At 28.2% G+C, this 18,110-nt stretch carries 13 protein-coding genes; all 13 read left to right on the top strand.

Going from position 1 to position 18,110, the window contains the following annotated elements; all coding sequences use genetic code 11:
• The 13 genes from U8307_RS13525 (at window position 1) to U8307_RS13585 (ending at window position 18,110) form a co-directional block, all read left to right on the top strand.
• Window positions 1–2,469, top strand: coding sequence for a Lon protease family protein (locus U8307_RS13525; protein ID WP_326908651.1), 2,469 nt, complete (start codon window positions 1–3; stop codon window positions 2,467–2,469).
• A gap of 114 nt (window positions 2,470–2,583) precedes the next feature.
• Entirely contained in the window at window positions 2,584–4,002 is a 1,419-nt protein-coding gene (locus U8307_RS13530) for a copper amine oxidase N-terminal domain-containing protein (RefSeq protein WP_326908653.1), read from the top strand.
• 97 nt (window positions 4,003–4,099) lie between these two features.
• Window positions 4,100–4,285: a hypothetical protein gene (locus U8307_RS13535; protein ID WP_326908655.1), complete on the top strand. Its 186-nt coding sequence runs from the start codon at window positions 4,100–4,102 to the stop codon at window positions 4,283–4,285.
• A gap of 270 nt (window positions 4,286–4,555) precedes the next feature.
• Window positions 4,556–4,744, top strand: coding sequence for a ferredoxin (locus tag U8307_RS13540; RefSeq protein WP_326908657.1), 189 nt, complete (start codon window positions 4,556–4,558; stop codon window positions 4,742–4,744).
• Window positions 4,745–4,775: 31 nt separating this feature from the next.
• Complete coding sequence (locus U8307_RS13545; RefSeq protein WP_326908659.1) at window positions 4,776–5,036, top strand: hypothetical protein; 261 nt, start codon at window positions 4,776–4,778, stop codon at window positions 5,034–5,036.
• A gap of 195 nt (window positions 5,037–5,231) precedes the next feature.
• Window positions 5,232–5,453 (top strand): YdbC family protein, encoded by a 222-nt coding sequence (locus U8307_RS13550; protein ID WP_326908660.1) that lies wholly within the window; start codon window positions 5,232–5,234, stop codon window positions 5,451–5,453.
• 199 nt (window positions 5,454–5,652) lie between these two features.
• The gene (locus tag U8307_RS13555; RefSeq protein ID WP_326908663.1) at window positions 5,653–11,358 is read left to right on the top strand and encodes a DUF4011 domain-containing protein; all 5,706 of its coding nucleotides are present in this window, start codon (window positions 5,653–5,655) and stop codon (window positions 11,356–11,358) included.
• Window positions 11,359–11,391: 33 nt separating this feature from the next.
• Window positions 11,392–12,231, top strand: coding sequence for a tRNA 2-thiocytidine biosynthesis TtcA family protein (locus U8307_RS13560; protein WP_326908666.1), 840 nt, complete (start codon window positions 11,392–11,394; stop codon window positions 12,229–12,231).
• A 28-nt stretch (window positions 12,232–12,259) separates the two neighbouring features.
• Entirely contained in the window at window positions 12,260–14,179 is a 1,920-nt protein-coding gene (locus U8307_RS13565) for a sigma 54-interacting transcriptional regulator (RefSeq protein ID WP_326908668.1), read from the top strand.
• A 150-nt stretch (window positions 14,180–14,329) separates the two neighbouring features.
• On the top strand, window positions 14,330–15,235 hold the full coding sequence (locus U8307_RS13570) for a bifunctional enoyl-CoA hydratase/phosphate acetyltransferase (RefSeq protein ID WP_326908670.1): 906 nt from the start codon (window positions 14,330–14,332) through the stop codon (window positions 15,233–15,235).
• A 26-nt stretch (window positions 15,236–15,261) separates the two neighbouring features.
• Window positions 15,262–17,046 carry an indolepyruvate ferredoxin oxidoreductase subunit alpha gene (gene iorA, locus U8307_RS13575; protein WP_326908672.1) on the top strand — a complete coding sequence of 595 codons (1,785 nt, stop codon included), beginning with the start codon at window positions 15,262–15,264 and terminating at the stop codon, window positions 17,044–17,046.
• Window positions 17,046–17,615, top strand: a complete 570-nt coding sequence (locus U8307_RS13580) for an indolepyruvate oxidoreductase subunit beta (RefSeq protein WP_326908674.1) — start codon at window positions 17,046–17,048, stop codon at window positions 17,613–17,615. The genes iorA and U8307_RS13580 overlap by 1 nt, the downstream gene beginning before the upstream one ends.
• A gap of 156 nt (window positions 17,616–17,771) precedes the next feature.
• Window positions 17,772–18,110 carry a P-II family nitrogen regulator gene (locus U8307_RS13585; RefSeq protein ID WP_326908676.1) on the top strand — a complete coding sequence of 113 codons (339 nt, stop codon included), beginning with the start codon at window positions 17,772–17,774 and terminating at the stop codon, window positions 18,108–18,110.

An 18,110-nucleotide genomic window follows, 5' to 3' on the forward strand; every position in this document is an offset into this window, starting at 1 on the left:
ATGGTAAATGTAAATGATTATAAGGTATCCTTGGAAAAGTTAAGAAATAATTGTAACTGTGATGAAGAACTTGAATTTGTAAATAAATTACAGGATATATATCAATTAAAAGGAGTAATTGGACAGGAAAGGGCTGTAAAATCAATGGATTTTGGTTTATCCATGAAGGCTAAGGGATATAATATATTTGTAGTAGGACCTCAAGGAACAGGTAAGAGCACTTATACTAAGACAGTTGTCTCAAAAAAAGCTGCCCAAAAGTCGGTTCCTGAAGATTGGTGCTATATTAATAATTTTAATGAAAAGGAAAAACCGCTTGCTGTTTCTTTGGAAGCAGGACAAGGTAAAATTTTTCAAAAAGATATGGAAAAACTTATATCAAATTTGACAATAGAAATCAAAAGGGCTTTTGAAGACAAGGAGTATGAAAATAAAAAGGATTTAATACTGCAGGAATTTAATAAGAAAATGAATTCTTTTATGCAGGATATTGAAAAAGTATCCATTGAAGCTGGGTTTAATGTAGAACAATCACAACAGAGAATTATTCTAATTCCTATAAAAGATGGTAAAGCTATGGAACCAGAAGAATATAACAGTCTTCCAGATGGAGAAAGGGAAAAAATTGAAAAAAAAAGAAATGAACTTGGCAAAATAATAGAAGAGAAATTACGTGAAGTAAAGTCTTTGCAAAGGGAAATAGATGATGAAGGAGTGGAACTTCAAAAACAAACAGCATTTCTCGTGGCAAAACCATTTATAAATAAATTAAAAAATAAATATAATAAAATTCCTAAAATAATTGAATATCTTGATATGGTGCTAAAAGATGTATCAGAAAATTACTTAATATTTAAAAGTATTGGTGATATATCAAATAATGGTAATGTTTCAATTATCAAAAATGAAATGATGGAAGATGAAGATAATGAATCGTTAGAAAATATAATTTCTATGCCGAAGGATATGATGGATCCGTTTATAAGATATAAGGTGAATTTATTTGTTAATAACGAAAATAGAAAAGGGGCACCTGTTGTAATCGAAAGTAATCCATATTATTACAATCTTTTTGGTAAAATTGAATATAAAACAAATAGTCAATCTATGGCTACAACAACAGATTTTACAATGATTAAGGCGGGTGCAATTCAAAGGGCAAATGGAGGATATTTAATCCTTCAAGCTAAGGATTTATTTATGGATCAATTTTCATGGGATGCCTTAAAAAAAGCTTTGAAATATAACTATTCAGTTGTAGAAAATATTGGAGAACAGAATCGCTTTGTTCCAACTGTTACATTAAAACCAGAGTCTATTCCTCTTAATGTAAAAATAATACTAATTGGAAGTCCTGAATATTATTATATCCTTTCAACTGATGAAGACTTTAGAAAACAATTTAAGGTAAAGGTAGATTTTGATACTGAAATGATAAGAAATCAAGAAAATATACAAAATTATGTATATTTTGTTAATTCTTTATGTCAACAAGAAAATTTGATATCTTTTAATAAATCTGCCTTAGCAAAAGTGGTAGAATTTGGCTCCAGACTTGCAGATAATCAGAATAAACTATCCACTCAGTTTAACAGTGTTAGTGAAATAGTTTATGAATCTTCAGCTATAGCAGAAGAGGAAAGAGTAGATTTTGTAGATGAAATTCATGTTGAAGAAGCAATTAAAAATAAAAAATATAGATTAAATATGTTAGAGGAAAAGCTACAAGAGCAAATTTTAGATAAAAAGGTATTAATAGATACAGAAGGATCAGTAGTAGGACAGGTAAATGGATTATCTGTTATGCAAATAACAGGTTATTCCTTCGGCATGCCTTCTAGAATAACTGCAAGAACATATATGGGAAAAGAAGGTGTAATAAATATTGAGAGAGAAACAGAGATGAGTGGAAATATTCATTCTAAGGGGGTTCTTACTCTTAATGGATATTTAGGTGGAAAACTTGCTCAGGAAAAGCCATTAGGATTAACTGCTCAGGTTACCTTTGAACAGCTTTATGGCGGAGTGGAAGGAGATAGTGCATCTAGTGCAGAATTGTATGCTATATTATCTAGCTTATCAGGAGTTCCTTTAAAGCAAAGTTTGGCTGTTACAGGTTCAGTAAATCAGATGGGTGAAATACAACCCATTGGTGGAGTCAATGAGAAAATAGAAGGATTCTTTGATATTTGCAAAGCTATGGGTTTGAACAAAGAACAAGGAGTAATAATTCCTAAGAGCAATATAGACAATTTAATGCTAAAAGATGAGGTTATAGAAGCAGTAAAAAATAATTTGTTTAATATCTTTGCAGTAAAAACAATAGAAGAAGGTATTAGTATATTAAGTGGTATTTCTGCAGGAGAAGTAGATGAATATGGGAATTATCCTGAAGGAAGTATATTTTATTTAGCAGATCATAAACTCCATGATTATACAAAGGGATTAGAACTAGCTGAAGAAGTATAATAATAGTACAGATTAGATAAAATTATAATTATTGAAATAGTATTACAATTATGGTAGTATATTCAAGGATATAACATTTTATAAAAAAACGATATTAGTTATGAGGAGATTATTATGAAAAAGAAATATGTATCATTAGTGTTAGTTGCTTTAATGTTAATTACTGCTTTAACTGGTTGTGGTCCAAATGACTTAGGTTATTTAAATTTATCAGGGGAGATATCTAAGTTAACACAATATAATTTTATTAATAATACACAAATTGAAATTTCAAAAGAGTTAGCAGACGAGGATTTTAATATAGATTTGAACATAGAAGGTGAAATTAATATAGACGATGTTGAATCTGCGTACATGAACTTAGATGTTCTTATGAAAATTAATGACATAGAAATAGAAAAACCTATAAATTTAGTTTTAACTGATAATAAATTACTTGTATCTAAAAATGCTTTATTAGAATTTGTGGCTATTGAACAATTAAAAGCTACAGAAGTAGATAAAAAAATTGTTGAACAACTTTATTACAACGATTTAAAGGATGTTGAATACATTATATTAGTTGATTTAACCGAAACATATCCAAATACAATGTATCTTGGAGAAAAAAATGAGAAATTATATGATGATGCAATTGATTATCTCACAAAAGCGTTTGAAGGTTTTGACTCAAATCTTATATCAAAAACATCAAAAGGCTTTGTAGTAGAAATGAATTCAAAAAATACATTAGCCTTTATTGAAAACTTAATTAATTATATTAAAGATAACAAAGAATTAGTGTTTGACGAAACTATCAATTACTTAGAAAAATATTATAGCAATATTGAGATAGATGATTTATCAGATACTGATAAAGAAATTATGTTTGAAGAATTAAAATCAAGCAGACAGGATTTCTATGATGCTATAGATGAAGCTGCTATGTTTTTAAATTCAGGCGAATTAGATATATATATAGATATGTTAGAAGATAGTGTAATTAAAGAAGAAATATATAAAGAAAAAGATTCATATAAGGATATAACAGAAGTAAAGATAGTATATGATGGTATAGAGATGATTAACATCAATTCTAATACATCAATTGTTCCAACAAAAATAGAAAAAGTTTCATTAGAAGGAAAAACAATAGAAGTAGTTGAGTTAGAAAATCTTTATAACAAAACTGAAAATTATATTAACCCAGTACAAAAGATGCAATTAGAATGGTATGAAGACAGTTACTTTGTTCAAGTTGAAAGTGCTAGATTAGAAGGAAATATAGATAATGATTATAAAGATTTTGCAAATATTGATAATAGCATTTATTTACCATTGAGATTTATATCTGAATCTTTTGGAGAAGAAGTAGATTGGGATAACGAAAACAAAAAGGCATATATAATAAGAGATGAAGAAAAAATTGAAATGACTGGAGTTATTATTGATTCTAACACCATGGTTAAAGTAAGAGATTTTGAGAAACTTGGGTATAAAGTAGATTATATTCAAGAAGATGGTAAGTCAATTGCTACTATTACAAAAAATTAAATCAATCTTTTCATATATAATAAACTAAGTAAATACACTTCAAAAAATTTTAGCATATTTAGTGTTGAAAAGAAGATACTATTTATGAGGTGATATTATGGCAAAAGCAGGTATGAGAAGACCAAATCCAAGAGAACCGCATGGTACAGAAAGCAATCATAAAATGCATCTATCCAAAAATGATGTTCCGCCTGTACCAGAAATACAAGGTAAAGCAAAGTATGGTAATAAAAAGGCAAAACCTATTATTATAAATAAAATTCATCATAAAGAATTAGAGTGAAAAATTTTAAATTAATGAATATTTAAATTAAAATTGATTATAATATTATTACGATGACAAATCCATTTAGGTGAATTAAGTATTATTTTGAGTAGATGAAAGTAACCTAAAATTATGGATTTGTCATCTTTTTTAACTGTAATTGTATAGATAATATTAAGTTTAAACGATATAATTAGGGGTATATATTTTATATTAAAATAAAAATGTTAATAGTAATAAGAAGAAATTTTATAAAAATTTATTTCTAAATGAGAGGAGGAGTTAATAATGAAGGCTTTCGTTGACAGAGATACTTGTATTGGATGTGGTGTTTGTGTAGCACTTTGCCCAGATGTTTTTGAATTAGATGATGAAAATATATCTGTTGTAATATCAGATCCAGTGCCTACAGAATTTGAATCTTGTGCTGAAGAATCCAAACAAGAATGTCCAGTAGGTGCTATAACAGTTGAATAGATAATAAAATATAACTTATAGGAGAATTACAATGTCTGAAGAATATGTAAGTAATGATAATGAAGTTCTTTTTTTATCTAATTTAAACAGTATTGAAGCAGATATTATTATTTCAAAACTAAAATCATTTGATATACCAGTTTTAAAAAAGGCAAAAGGCTCAGGTGGTATTATGGAAATATACTTTGGAGCAAATAATTTTGGCATAGACTTGTATGTCCCTTCGAGTATGCTTCAAATAGCTGAAGAGTTGATTTTAGAAAATAACACTGATGATGAAACTGATTTATAAATAACTACTTAACGTTAAAAAGCGGTTTTGTATAATACAAAACCGCTTTTTAACGTTAAGTAGTTTTTAAAATAATAAATTTTAAAAATATCTCTATGTGTTTTGATTGTTAAATTGGAATAAACTTGGTATAATAACATCTAATATAACTATTTTATTTAGATAAAAAGTATGTTTAAATATGGAGGAATTAAAATGGCAGAATTAAAATATGAAATTACACAAGAAATAATAGTCATATCAGAGTCTTCACAAGGTTGGACTAAGGAGTTGAATTTAGTAAGTTGGAACGAAAGAGAACCGAAGTATGATATAAGAGAATGGTCGCCTGAACATGATAAAATGGGCAAAGGTATTACCTTTACTAAAGAAGAGATGAAAAAGTTAAGAGACGCATTAAATGATTTAGATTTTTAAGTAAAAAACGAGGATTGCAAAGGACGGAACGTCCTTGCCGTTAAGGGGGGTGCTCAGTAAAAATGCTTTATTAAAGCATTTTTACGCCGAAGGGGGACATAGGTCCCCCTAGCGGGTGTTGCGAAGCAACTCTTTTTAGATGTTATGATATATATAAAATAATGAAGAATAAATTTATAGTATAAATTAGGGGACAACTATGGAAAATTTAGACTTTAAAATTGAACAATGGAAAAATCTACTGCTAGACTTGGGAAAAAGCAATAGGTTAATTAACTTTAGGACGACAAAAAAATCAAACATAGAAATTAAATTACCGAAATTAAATGAATTATATAGTGCTATTGTAAAAGAAGAAAAATTACTAAAATTTGATTATTCTATTAATTCAATAAATCAAAAGTCATCTATCATAAATGGTGATTTAAAAACGAATAGGTCTTTAAATGAAAAAAATAATATTTTAAAATCATTGAGGTCTAAAGCTAAGTTATCAATTGAAGAACAAGGAATAAACACTTTATATCTTGCTTTTGGAATGCTTAAATGGATTGATAGAGAAAATATAAAGGAGGTAATTCATTCTCCTCTTATTCTTGTACCTGTTAAATTAACTTTACCTTCTATTAATCATCCATATGAAATAAGCTTACATGATGACGAAATAGTTTTGAATCCTAGCTTAGCTTATAAATTAGAAAGTGATTTTGGCATAAAGTTGCCAGAATTCAATGAACATGATGATGAGATAATAGTATTTCTAGATAAAATTAAAAGCATAATTCAGATACATAATTGGGAAATTGTTGAAGAAGTTCAATTGACTTTATTATCATTTCTTAAAATTAATATGTATAAAGATTTAGATAGAAATAAAGAAAGAATTATAAATCATCCTGTAATAAAAGCAATAGCTGGTGATTATAAAGAAATTAGTCAGGTTCCAGCAGAATTAAATAATTATAATCATGATAAAAATACAAGTCCTTTAGATACTTATCAAGTTTTAGATGCAGATGCAAGTCAACAAGATGCTATTTTGCTGTCTAAAAAAGGGTATAGTTTTGTATTGCAAGGTCCACCTGGTACGGGAAAAAGTCAAACAATAGCCAATATTATCTCTGAAGGTATAGCAGATAGAAAAAAGATTCTTTTTGTTTCTGAAAAGATGGCTGCTTTAGAAGTGGTGAAGAAAAGGCTTAGCGAGGCAGATTTAGATGATTTTTGCTTAACTTTACATAGTCACAGGGCAAATAAGAGGGAAGTTTTAAAAGAACTAGATAGAATTCTAAAATTAACTGTGGAAAATATCAGAGATGATATTTTATACGATTTATCTGACTTAGATAAAAAAATCAAGGAGTTAAATGAATATCAAGAACAGTTACACACAAAGGTTATGCCATTAGATGTAACTATTTATGAAATCAATGGTAAGCTTGCTAAATTAGAAGGTATTAAGGATGTTGTATTCACTATTGATAATGTTGAAAATATAGATGCAGATAAGCTTAATTCTTATAAATATCTTATTAATCAATATTCTAAAGCAGTTGGTAAGAATAATAATGATATTATTTCTAATCCATGGAGTAGCTCGAATATAAAGACTCTTACATATGATTTAAGAAATAAAATAGAAATAACTATAAAAAGTCTTTTACCTAAATTAAGAAAGTTTATAGATTTATATGAGAAAACAGTTGATTTTACAGGTGCTAAATTTAACTACAGCATAAATAATTTGCAAGTATTATATGATGTTTTAAACTTTTGCATTGAACTTCCACCAATACCAATTCATTGGCTAGAAGCTGAAATCGATGAATTAAGGTCTATGTCAAATAAATTTGTATTTAAGCGCAAACAGTATTTTGACTTAAAAAACCAGTTGAAAAAAATATATAACGAAGATATTTTTGCCATTTCTTCTAACGATATTATTAATATTTTTGAAAATGAGTTTACAGAAATAAAAAAACATATTAATACAAAGAGATATGAAACACAAAAAGATATTATAATAAATGCTAGTTTGATAGATTCAGAGTGTAAGGAAATAAAAAATACTTTAAAAGATAGTTTTGATAAGGGTAGTATTATTACACAAAAATTGGGATTATCTAATTTAGAAACCATTAATTCGCTTTTATGGTTGGATGATTTAGCTAGATACATTTTAAAAAAAACAAATCCTACAGATAAATGGTTTAATGAGGTACAACTAAACGATACATTAATTTTATTGGAAGATGCTAAAGAACATCAATTGATTATTAAAAATAATATTTCAGCAATAATAGAAAATTATGATAAGAAAATAGTAAATTTGAATTATGATGATTACATAGATAAGCTAACAAAAAGTTATACAAAAACATTAAATATTATAGCAAAAAATAACAATATAAAAGATATCGGTTTAATTGACAGGCGTTCTATTTTAAATTTTAGCCAAAATGAGGTGCCTAAATTAGAAAGATGTAAAAATATAATTGAATTAGCATATAAAGCAGCTGAAAGACTTTCTGTTATAATAGAGGTAAAAGATTTAGAAACTTTTGATGAACTAATATCATTAAGTAAATTAATTAATATTATAAATCGAAATCCTCAGCCTACAATATCTTGGTTTGATATCAATATGGATTCTGTAATAGATAAAATAATTTCTGATTTAGAAGAAAGACAAGTGGAAATAAAAGAATTAACTGAAGTGATAATTTCTAAGTTTAGCAATGATATATTTAACATAGATTATAAAGGAATATTATCTAGATTTAACACAGAATATACTAGCTTTTTCAAAAAAATAAAAGGTAGTTATAAAGCTGATAGAAAAATTATCTTAAGTTGCTACAGAAATCAAAAAGATAAATTAGAAGATAATGATATAATAAAACTTCTAAATAATATTGCAATAGTTAAAGAAGGTGAGCAATGGTTAAGTGATAATCATAATTTAGCTAAAGAATTGTTAGGAGATTTATATCAAGAAAAATATACAGATTGGGAGTTAGTTCGTTTAAATAGGGCAAACTTTAAATCTATAAGATCATATTTTGGTAATTTTCAGATTTCAGATAAATTGAAAAAGGTATTGTTAAATTGCAATTTATCTGATACAAACGCAGAAATTAGAAATTTAAATGAATCTATACTAAAAAATGCTATTACAGAAATAGAAAATATCACCAATATAAATATTGTTAGTTCTCATCCTGTTGAAATAATAAAATATATTGATTTATTATGTAAGGAAGTACAAATAATTAAAAATGATTATGAAAAAATTTATGACTATAAATTAAGTAAAGACGAGCATCTAACTATAAAGAATATTATTGATTTACTTTATAATGTTAGGGACATTAATATTTGTAGGAATTGGTTTCAAGAGAAGAGTTATTTACTTGAAAGTTATTTAGGGGCAAATTTTATTGGAGAAAATACGGATTTTAAAATAATCAGTAATTCTATAACTATTACTAATAATATAAAACTGTTATTAAGCAATGAAGTTCCAAAAAAATTTATATCATTATTAATATCTAATGAATATCCATATGAAGATTTAATTTCTTTTCAATGGAGTATAAAAAAATTAAAGGATAGCAGTGTTTTTGATAGAATTTATTCAATATTAAACAAAAAAAATATTAAGGAAATAAAAGAAGAAAAAATTTCTTTGTTGATTAATTCAATTGATCTAATTATGAATTCTGTCAGTTTATTACAAGCAACATATACGAATTTAGAAAGTTATAGCAAAGAAAATTTACAGTATGAAATAATAATGTCTGATATCATTTCTTTAAATAAAATTCAAAGAATAGAAGAACAGTTTATTAAGCATGAAGTAGAATTAAAAGAAAAATATTCATTTTATTATAATGGTGTTGGTACTGATTGGGAAAGAATAAATATTAATTTAAATCTTGTTAAAGAACTTAAAGAACTTTGTAATGAGTTTTCCTTATCAAAACAGTTTATTACATCAGTGTGCACTAATGAAACTTTTGTTATAAAATGTAAAACTTTTGTTGAAAATTTAGCAAATGCTAAAAAGGAAATTAATGAAGAATGTTGTGAATTTTTTAATTTATTTGAAAACCAAGAGGAATTATATAATTTGAATATTTATAAACTTCTTAGTAAAATTGAAGGATGCACAAATTTGATTCTATTAGAGGAATGGATTAGTTTTCAAAATATTAGAAATAAATGTAAAGATAATGATTTATCAGATTTTATTGATAAGATAGAAAATATAGAATGCGAATCAAGTGAAATTTTAAATATCTTTTTGAAAAGATTCTATAATTTGTGGCAAGACGTAAACTTAACTAAATTTCCAGCTGTTTTAAATTTTATAGGCAAAAATCATCAAGTACTAATAAAAGAATTCAATACACTAGATAAAAAACAGCTTAGGTTAGCACAGTTTAGAATAAGAGAAAAAATAATAGCAAAATTACCCGATATAAACGTGACGACATCTGCTATTGAAGAAATAGGCATTTTAAAACGTGAAATAAATAAGCAGCGAAAAATTAAGCCGTTAAGGAAGTTATTAAGTGATATACCTAATTTAATTACAACTTTAAAACCATGTTTATTAATGTCTCCTCTTTCTGTAAGTTTATATTTGCAAGCTGAAGAATACAATTTTGATATTATTATTTTTGATGAAGCATCCCAAATTCATACAGAAGACGCAATTGGTGCAATTATGAGAGGTAAACAAGTTATAATTGCTGGAGATAGATTTCAATTACCACCTATGAGTTTTTTTACAGCAAACTTATCTGACACTAATAACACAGATGACGATAATGATTTTTATGATTCTATATTAGAAGAAGCAATTAATGCTTTACCGGAAAGAACGCTTAAATGGCATTATAGAAGTAGATATGAAGATTTGATAGCATTTTCAAATAAAAATATTTATATGAATAATTTGGTAACATTTCCATCTAATAGAGGGAAATTGTCACATTGTGGAGTTGAATACATTTATGTTGAAGAGGGGATATATACTAGAGGAGGTAGAAAAAATAATATAAAAGAAGCAAAACGTGTAGCAGAACTAATATTTGAACATTTTGATAAATTTCCAAATAGATCTCTTGGTGTTGTTACTTTTAGTGAAACGCAACAAAACGCTATAGAAAAAGAAATTAGACAAAGAAGACTTTCAAATCCATATTATGAGAAATTTTTTATAGAAAATATTGAAGAAGAATTTTTTATTAAAAATCTTGAAAATGTTCAAGGAGATGAAAGAGACACAATTATTTTCAGTATTGGATATGGAAAGGATACAAATGGTGTAATGCATATGAATTTTGGGCCTTTAGGTCGAAAAGGTGGATATCGCAGATTGAATGTTGCAATTACACGTGCTAAATACAATTTGAAACTTGTTGGTTCCATTAAACCAACTGATATAGATTTAGATAAAACTAATTCTGAAGGTGTTAGAATGTTAAAATATTATATTGAATATGCATTAAAAACATCTAGTAACCATCAAAACGATCTGATATTGTGTAATACAGCTAATATTGATTCATCTTTTGAAGAAGTTGTCTATGGATTTTTGGTTGATAATGGTTATATAGTAAAAACAAAAGTTGGATGTTCTGGATATAGAATGGATATGGCTGTTGAACATCCTTTTAAAAAAGGGTTATTTGTTTTGGGAATTGAGTGTGATGGTGATACATATCATAATACTAGAACTGTTAGAGAACGTGAAAGGTTAAGACGGTCAATTCTAGAAGATATGGGATGGACAATTTATAGAATATGGTCTACTGATTGGATAAAGAACCCAAAATTTGAAGGCGATAAACTTTTAAATACAATAGATAAAGCTATATCTAACACAATACTATAGCTTTATAATAAAAATATACAGCATGAGGTTAGAATGGAAAAATATAAAGAAATTGAAAGAAGCATTATAAAAAAATACAGAAAAAAAATCTGGTCAAGATTTACGTTAGCAATAAAGGAATACAAGCTTATAAAAGAAGGAGACAAAATTGCTGTTTGTATATCAGGTGGTAAAGACTCAATGTTAATGGCTAAATGTATCCAGCATTTACAAAAGTATACAAAGATTCCATTCAAAGCAGAATACATTGTTATGGATCCTGGTTATAATTTATTAAATCGACAACGAATAATAGATAATGCAGAGAAAATGAATATTCCCATTAAAATATATGATTCTGAGATATTTGAAGTTGTGGAGGTAGCAGGAGGAGGAACTCCTTGCTATTTATGTGCAAGAATGAGAAGAGGATATTTATATAGATTTGCTAAGGAGTTGGGATGTAATAAAATTGCATTAGGACACCATTTAGACGATGTAATTGAGACAACATTAATGAGCATGTTGTATGCAGGTGAATTTAAAACCATGATGCCTAAGTTGCACAGCGCTAATTTTGAAGGAATGGAGCTTATTAGACCAATGTATAAAATTCGAGAAGAAGATATTATTGCATGGAGCAAATATAATAGTCTTGAATTTATTCAATGTGCTTGTAAAATTACAGATAGCATTTCACAAGGAAATGGTGGCTCTAAACGGAATGAAATGAAATCTCTAGTTAAATATATGAGAAAGATTAATTCTAATTTTGATTATAATATTTTTAATAGTATTCATAACGTAAACTTAGATACAGTTATAGGATATCGTAAAGATAAAATAAGACATAGTTTTTTGGACAACTATGATAAAGAATCAACTTCGTCTTGACTAGACTTTATAACAAAGGAGAATTAGTTTGGAGAGAAAAATTGGTATTATTGCAAACGATATTGGGTTAAAGGAAAATATTGAAGAATTATATGAAGATGATATTAAAAATGGTAAAATAATAATTGAGCTTTTAGATTCTGACAAAATGGAAGAACAGGGAAAATTACTTGAAAAGAAAGGCGTCAGAGCTATTATTGCCCGAAGTGGGGGATATCGTTATACTATTGGAAATGTAAATGTTCCTGTTGTTAATTTGAAAATTTCTACTTTAGACATTCTTCATTCAATTAAAACAGCCAGAAAAATTGGAAAAGACATTGTTCTAATTATTTCTGATTTAGAGAATTTTGATTATGAAGAATGGGAGGATATGATTTATTCTAAATTAATCATTGAAAAGTTTATTTATAAGGAAGAAATCGAAACAATAGTTAGTAAATATGCTTCCAAACAATCAAAAGTAGTAATTGTAGGTGGCGGGATTCCTTGTAAAATAGCTAAAAAATATAATTTAGATTTTGTTCATATTGGTGCTAGTGATGAGTCTATTCATGATGCAATAACTGGAGCATGGGAATTAGTTGACAGTTTGTATGAACAAAAATATAAAAATGAAATATTAAATACTACATTAGATGGCGTTCATGATGCTGTTGTTGCATTAGATAAAGATGGGAAGATAATTTTATATAATGAAAGAGCACAAGAATTGTTAAAAAAGGACAGAGAAACAGTACTAAATAAAAAACTCCTTGATATTTTTCCGGAGCTTAATTTTATGTTAGAAGGGTTTAATAATCAAACTTTTAATCATAATGAAATAGTACATTTAGATAAAATTGTTATTACTGCTAACACTTCTCTTTTGAAAGTTGACGATCAAGTAATAGGTGTACTTTGTTCTTTTCAAGATATAACGAAACTACAAAAATTGGAAAAAAAGATAAGATATGAATTGAACAAAAAAGGACTAGTAGCAAGATATAAATTTGAAGATATAATAGTCCATGATCAAGTTATGAAAGATACTTTGGCTAAAGCTGTTAAAATAGGAGTGTCAGATAGCACATCTGTCATCTATGGAGAAAGTGGAACAGGAAAAGAAATGATAGCACAAAGTATTCATAATATTAGCAATAGAAGTAGAGAACCCTTTGTTGCAGTAAATTGTGCTGCTTTAACCGAAAATTTACTTGAAAGTGAACTTTTTGGTTACGAAGAGGGAGCTTTTACAGGTGCGCGAAAAGGTGGTAAACCAGGTTTATTTGAACTAGCTCACGGTGGTACGATATTCTTAGATGAAATTAATAGCGTATCGTTAAATCTTCAAGCAAAGCTTTTACGTGTATTAGAGGAAAAAGAAGTGATGCGTATAGGATCAGATTATGTTATTCCTTTAGACGTTCGAATACTTGCTGCTGCAAATGAAGGATTGAAGGACAAAATTAAGGAAGGTAGCTTTAGACGTGATTTATTTTATCGTTTAAGTATTCTGGAACTTCATATTCCGCCTTTAAGAAAAAGAAAAAAGGATATTATACCGATTTTTAAATATTATTTGTCGCGATTCTCTAATACTACAGAAATTTTAGAAATAAGTGAAGAGCTTGAACATAAACTAACAAATTATTCATGGCCTGGAAATGTTAGAGAATTGAGAAATCTGGCTCAAAGATTTATAATATTTGGTGAAGTTGAATTTGGTGAAAAAATAATAAAAGAAGTAAGTGATGATAAAATTACAGAAGACGACAATGATAATAGTAGTCTTATTAATTGCAATAATAAATTAAATTTAAAAGAAATAAACAGATTTGTTGAGGTGAAAGTTATCGATATTCTTGAAAATCAAGGTATGTCTAAAAATGATATAGCAAAGGTATTGGGTATAAGCAGATCATCCCTGTGGAATAAAATGAATAACAGTGACGTGTCCAAAAAATGAAATTTATGTTCAGAATTTTGAACATTTTATTAGTGATTTAATAGCCATATTTTAAATAATGGCTATTTTTTAACGATAAAGTTTTGGCATAGTTATTGCTATATATATTAATGTAGATTTGCGTAAAAATGTATTTTAAGGAGTATGCATATGGACTTGAAAAATTTTAATGATTTAATTACTAAAGTTAAGGATAACGATAACATAAAAAAGGTAGCAGTAGTAGCTGCACAGGATGAACATACCTTAGAGGCTGTTTTTAGAGCGAGGAGGGATCATATAGTTAAACCTGTTTTAATAGGAGACAAACCTAAGATAAAGGATGTTCTTAAAAGTCTAAATGTTGAATTTGATGAAGATGAAATAATTCATGTAAGTAGTGATTTTGAAGCTGCAGAGAAAGCGGTTGAGTTTATAAATGAAAATAAGGCAGATTTTATAATGAAAGGTAAACTTCAAACTGCAGATTTGTTAAAAGCGGTTGTAAATAAAGAAAAAGGGCTTAGAACAGGAAAAGTAATGTCACATGTTGCAATTTTGGAGGTTCCTTCATATCACAAGCTTATTTCTGTTACAGATGGTGGTATGATGATGTATCCTAGTGTTGAAGAAAAAAAAGAAATTATCGAAAATGTAGTTGATGTTTTTCGTAAGTTAGGTTATAAATGTCCATTGATTGCAGTTATGACTGCCGTTGAAACTGTAAATCCTAAAATGCCTGAAACAGTAGATGCAGACATTCTTAAGAAAATGAATCAATCAGGAAAAATTAAGGATTGTATAGTTGAAGGACCTGTATCTTATGATTTGATTATGAATAAAGAATCTGCTGCTATTAAAGGATACAATAGCCCTATAACAGGAAATGTAGATATATTAATTTCACCAAATATTACTACAGGAAACTTATTAAGTAAAGCTTTAATAGAATCAGCAGGAGCAAAAATGGCAGGTATGATTGTAGGAGCAAAAGTTCCTATTGTATTGACATCGAGAGGGTCAACTTCAGAAGAAAAATACTTATCATTAGTTTTATCAGCATCAGCTGCAAAATAAATTTAAATAATTGAAGGAGTGAAGGTATGAAAAAGTTATTAACAGGTAATGAAGCAATAGCTCGAGGTGCCTATGAAGCAGGTGTAAGATTTGCTGCTGCTTACCCAGGAACACCAAGCACTGAAATACTTGAAAATATTGGGGAATTTAAAGACGAAATTATTGCTGAATGGGCACCTAATGAAAAAGTTGCTTTAGAATCTGCAATTGGTGCATCTATAGCAGGAGGAAGGTCAATAGCTGCAATGAAGCATGTTGGCGTAAATGTTGCTGCAGATCCTTTGTTTACATTTGCATATACAGGAGTAAATGGTGGCTTGGTTTTAGTTTCAGCAGATGAACCGGGACAACATTCTTCACAAAATGAACAGGATAATCGTAATTACGCAAAATTTGCTAAAATTCCAATGTTTGAACCATCAGATAGTCAAGAATCAAAGGATATGGTAAAAGCTGCTTTTGATTTAAGTGAAACATATGATGCTCCTGTGTTATTAAGAACAACAACAAGAGTATGCCATTCTAAAGGTATCGTAGAATGCCAAGATAGAGATGAAAAAGAAATAATTAAATATAAAAAAACAGCTAATAAATTTGTTACTGTTCCAGCAGTTTCGAGAGGTCTTAGAGTAAAAGTAGAAGAAAGACAAAAGAAATTGTTAGATTTTTCAAATACTACTAAATGGAATAGCATCCAGTGGAATGATACAAAAGTTGGAGTAATTGCTTCTGGAATGTCTTATAGTTATGCCAAGGAAGTATTTGGAGATACAGTATCATATCTTAAACTCGGATTTACAAATCCATTGCCTATAGAAAAAATTAAAGAATTTTGTTCAAAAGTTGAAAAAGTTTATGTTATAGAAGAAAATGATCCTTATATTGAAGAACAAGTAAGAATTTTAGGATTCGATTGTTATGGAAAAAATTTATTCCCAGCTTATGGCGAGATGCTTCCAGAGGTTTTAAGAAAAGCAGTATATGGAGAAACAAAACCAACAGTTGAGTATGAAGAAAAAGAAATAGTAGGAAGACCTCCAACACTTTGTGCTGGATGTCCTCATAGAGGGTTCTATTATGAGTTAGGAAAGAGAAAAAATGTAATGATGTCAGGTGATATAGGATGTTACTCTCTTGCCTTTGCAGAACCATATAATGCACAAGATCAGATTATATGTATGGGTGCAAGTATTAGTATGGGACATGGGGCACAAAAAATATTTAATTCTATAAAAGATAATAAAATGAGAGTAGTTGCTACCTTAGGTGATTCTACATTCTTCCATACTGGAATTAATTCTCTAATTGATGTTATTTACAACAATAGCAATACGGTTAATGTAATACTTGACAACCGTATAACTGGAATGACTGGACATCAGGAAAATCCAGGCTCTGGTTATACATTACAGGGAGATAAAACAGCTGTATTAGATATAGAGGCAATAGTTAAAGCTATAGGCTTTAAGAATATAGTGGTAATAAATCCTAATGATCTTACTGCAGTTAAAAATGCTCTCGATTGGGCTCTTAGTCTTGATGAACCATCAGTTATTATCACTAGATGGCCATGTGTATTAAAGAAATTTTCTGATGAAGATAAAGAAGAATTTGATACAGCATTTAAGAGTAAATGTACTGTTGATGAAGAAAAATGTATTGGTTGTAAAGCTTGTACTAGAACAGGATGTCCTGCTATAGTATTTGATAAAGAGAATAAAAAATCAAGCATTGATTTAAACCAATGTGTTGGATGTGAAGTTTGTCTTCAAGTATGTCCAGTAAAAGCTATAAGAAAGGTGGAAGCATAATGACAAAGAGTATATTATTAGTTGGAGTTGGCGGACAAGGTACTATACTTGCTAGTAAATTGCTTACAACAGGACTTATGGAAGCAGGTTATGATGTTAAAATGAGTGAAATACATGGAATGTCTCAAAGAGGAGGATCGGTTTCATCACAGGTTAGATATGGGGACAAAGTAGAATCTCCTGTAATAGAAATAGGTGGAGCTGATATTTTAGTGTCTTTTGAAAAAATGGAAGCATTAAGATTTTTAAATTACTTAAAACCTGAAGGCAAGGTAGTTGTTAATGATTTCAGAATTAATTCTATGCCAATTCTTTCTGGAAAAGCGGAATATCCTGAAAATGCAATTGAAATATTGCAAAGCAAAGCAAATACAACTGTTATTGATGCTGCGAAAGAGGCGGAAACTCTTGGAAACTCAAAAGTTATGAATATAATAATGCTTGGTACCATTGTTAAGGCAATGGGACTAGAAGACATTGATTGGAATAAGATAATTGGTGATAATGTAAAACCACATTTTGTTGAGATAAATAAAAAGGCATTAAAAGTTGGCATGAATTTATTATAAAATTTTAAATCAGCTAAGAATTCGGAATTCTTAGCTGATTTTTTTATTATATATATTATAATTTATATTGAGAATTTGACATTTAATTTATAAAGGAGTATGATAACAATCGGTTAGCAATTATACATTATTAAATTAAGAATGGAAGGTGAAAATATGCAGATATTAATTCTAATTCTCAAAAAAGTTGAATTGGTGGATGATATTATGGAAAAACTGGCTGAAACAGGAGTCAGAGGTGGTACAATTGTCGAAAGTACAGGCATGGCAAAATCTTTAGTAAATATGGAAGATTTACCTATATTCGGAATGCTTAGACATATACTAACAGATGATGAAAAGTTAGCCAGCAAAGTATTGCTATTTGTATTAAAAAATGAACAGGTAATGACAACAAGAAGAACTATCAAAGAAGTTATAGGTGATTTAAGTGAGCCAAATACTGGTATAATGTTCTCTATTCCCATTACTGATGTGGAAGGGTTTGGTGAATAA

Source organism: Sedimentibacter sp. MB31-C6, assembly GCF_035934735.1.
Classification (GTDB): Bacteria; Bacillota; Clostridia; order Tissierellales; family Sedimentibacteraceae; genus Sedimentibacter.

Excerpts from the sequence above, each read along its gene's own strand:
- U8307_RS13525 (WP_326908651.1), top strand. The coding sequence starts at position 1 with ATGGTAAATGTAAATGATTATAAGGTATCCTTGGAAAAGTTAAGAAAT.
- U8307_RS13530 (WP_326908653.1), top strand. The coding sequence starts at position 2,584 with ATGAAAAAGAAATATGTATCATTAGTGTTAGTTGCTTTAATGTTAATT.
- U8307_RS13535 (WP_326908655.1), top strand. The coding sequence starts at position 4,100 with ATGGCAAAAGCAGGTATGAGAAGACCAAATCCAAGAGAACCGCATGGT.
- U8307_RS13540 (WP_326908657.1), top strand. The coding sequence starts at position 4,556 with ATGAAGGCTTTCGTTGACAGAGATACTTGTATTGGATGTGGTGTTTGT.
- U8307_RS13545 (WP_326908659.1), top strand. The coding sequence starts at position 4,776 with ATGTCTGAAGAATATGTAAGTAATGATAATGAAGTTCTTTTTTTATCT.
- U8307_RS13550 (WP_326908660.1), top strand. The coding sequence starts at position 5,232 with ATGGCAGAATTAAAATATGAAATTACACAAGAAATAATAGTCATATCA.
- U8307_RS13555 (WP_326908663.1), top strand. The coding sequence starts at position 5,653 with ATGGAAAATTTAGACTTTAAAATTGAACAATGGAAAAATCTACTGCTA.
- U8307_RS13560 (WP_326908666.1), top strand. The coding sequence starts at position 11,392 with ATGGAAAAATATAAAGAAATTGAAAGAAGCATTATAAAAAAATACAGA.
- U8307_RS13570 (WP_326908670.1), top strand. The coding sequence starts at position 14,330 with ATGGACTTGAAAAATTTTAATGATTTAATTACTAAAGTTAAGGATAAC.
- iorA (WP_326908672.1), top strand. The coding sequence starts at position 15,262 with ATGAAAAAGTTATTAACAGGTAATGAAGCAATAGCTCGAGGTGCCTAT.
- U8307_RS13580 (WP_326908674.1), top strand. The coding sequence starts at position 17,046 with ATGACAAAGAGTATATTATTAGTTGGAGTTGGCGGACAAGGTACTATA.
- U8307_RS13585 (WP_326908676.1), top strand. The coding sequence starts at position 17,772 with ATGCAGATATTAATTCTAATTCTCAAAAAAGTTGAATTGGTGGATGAT.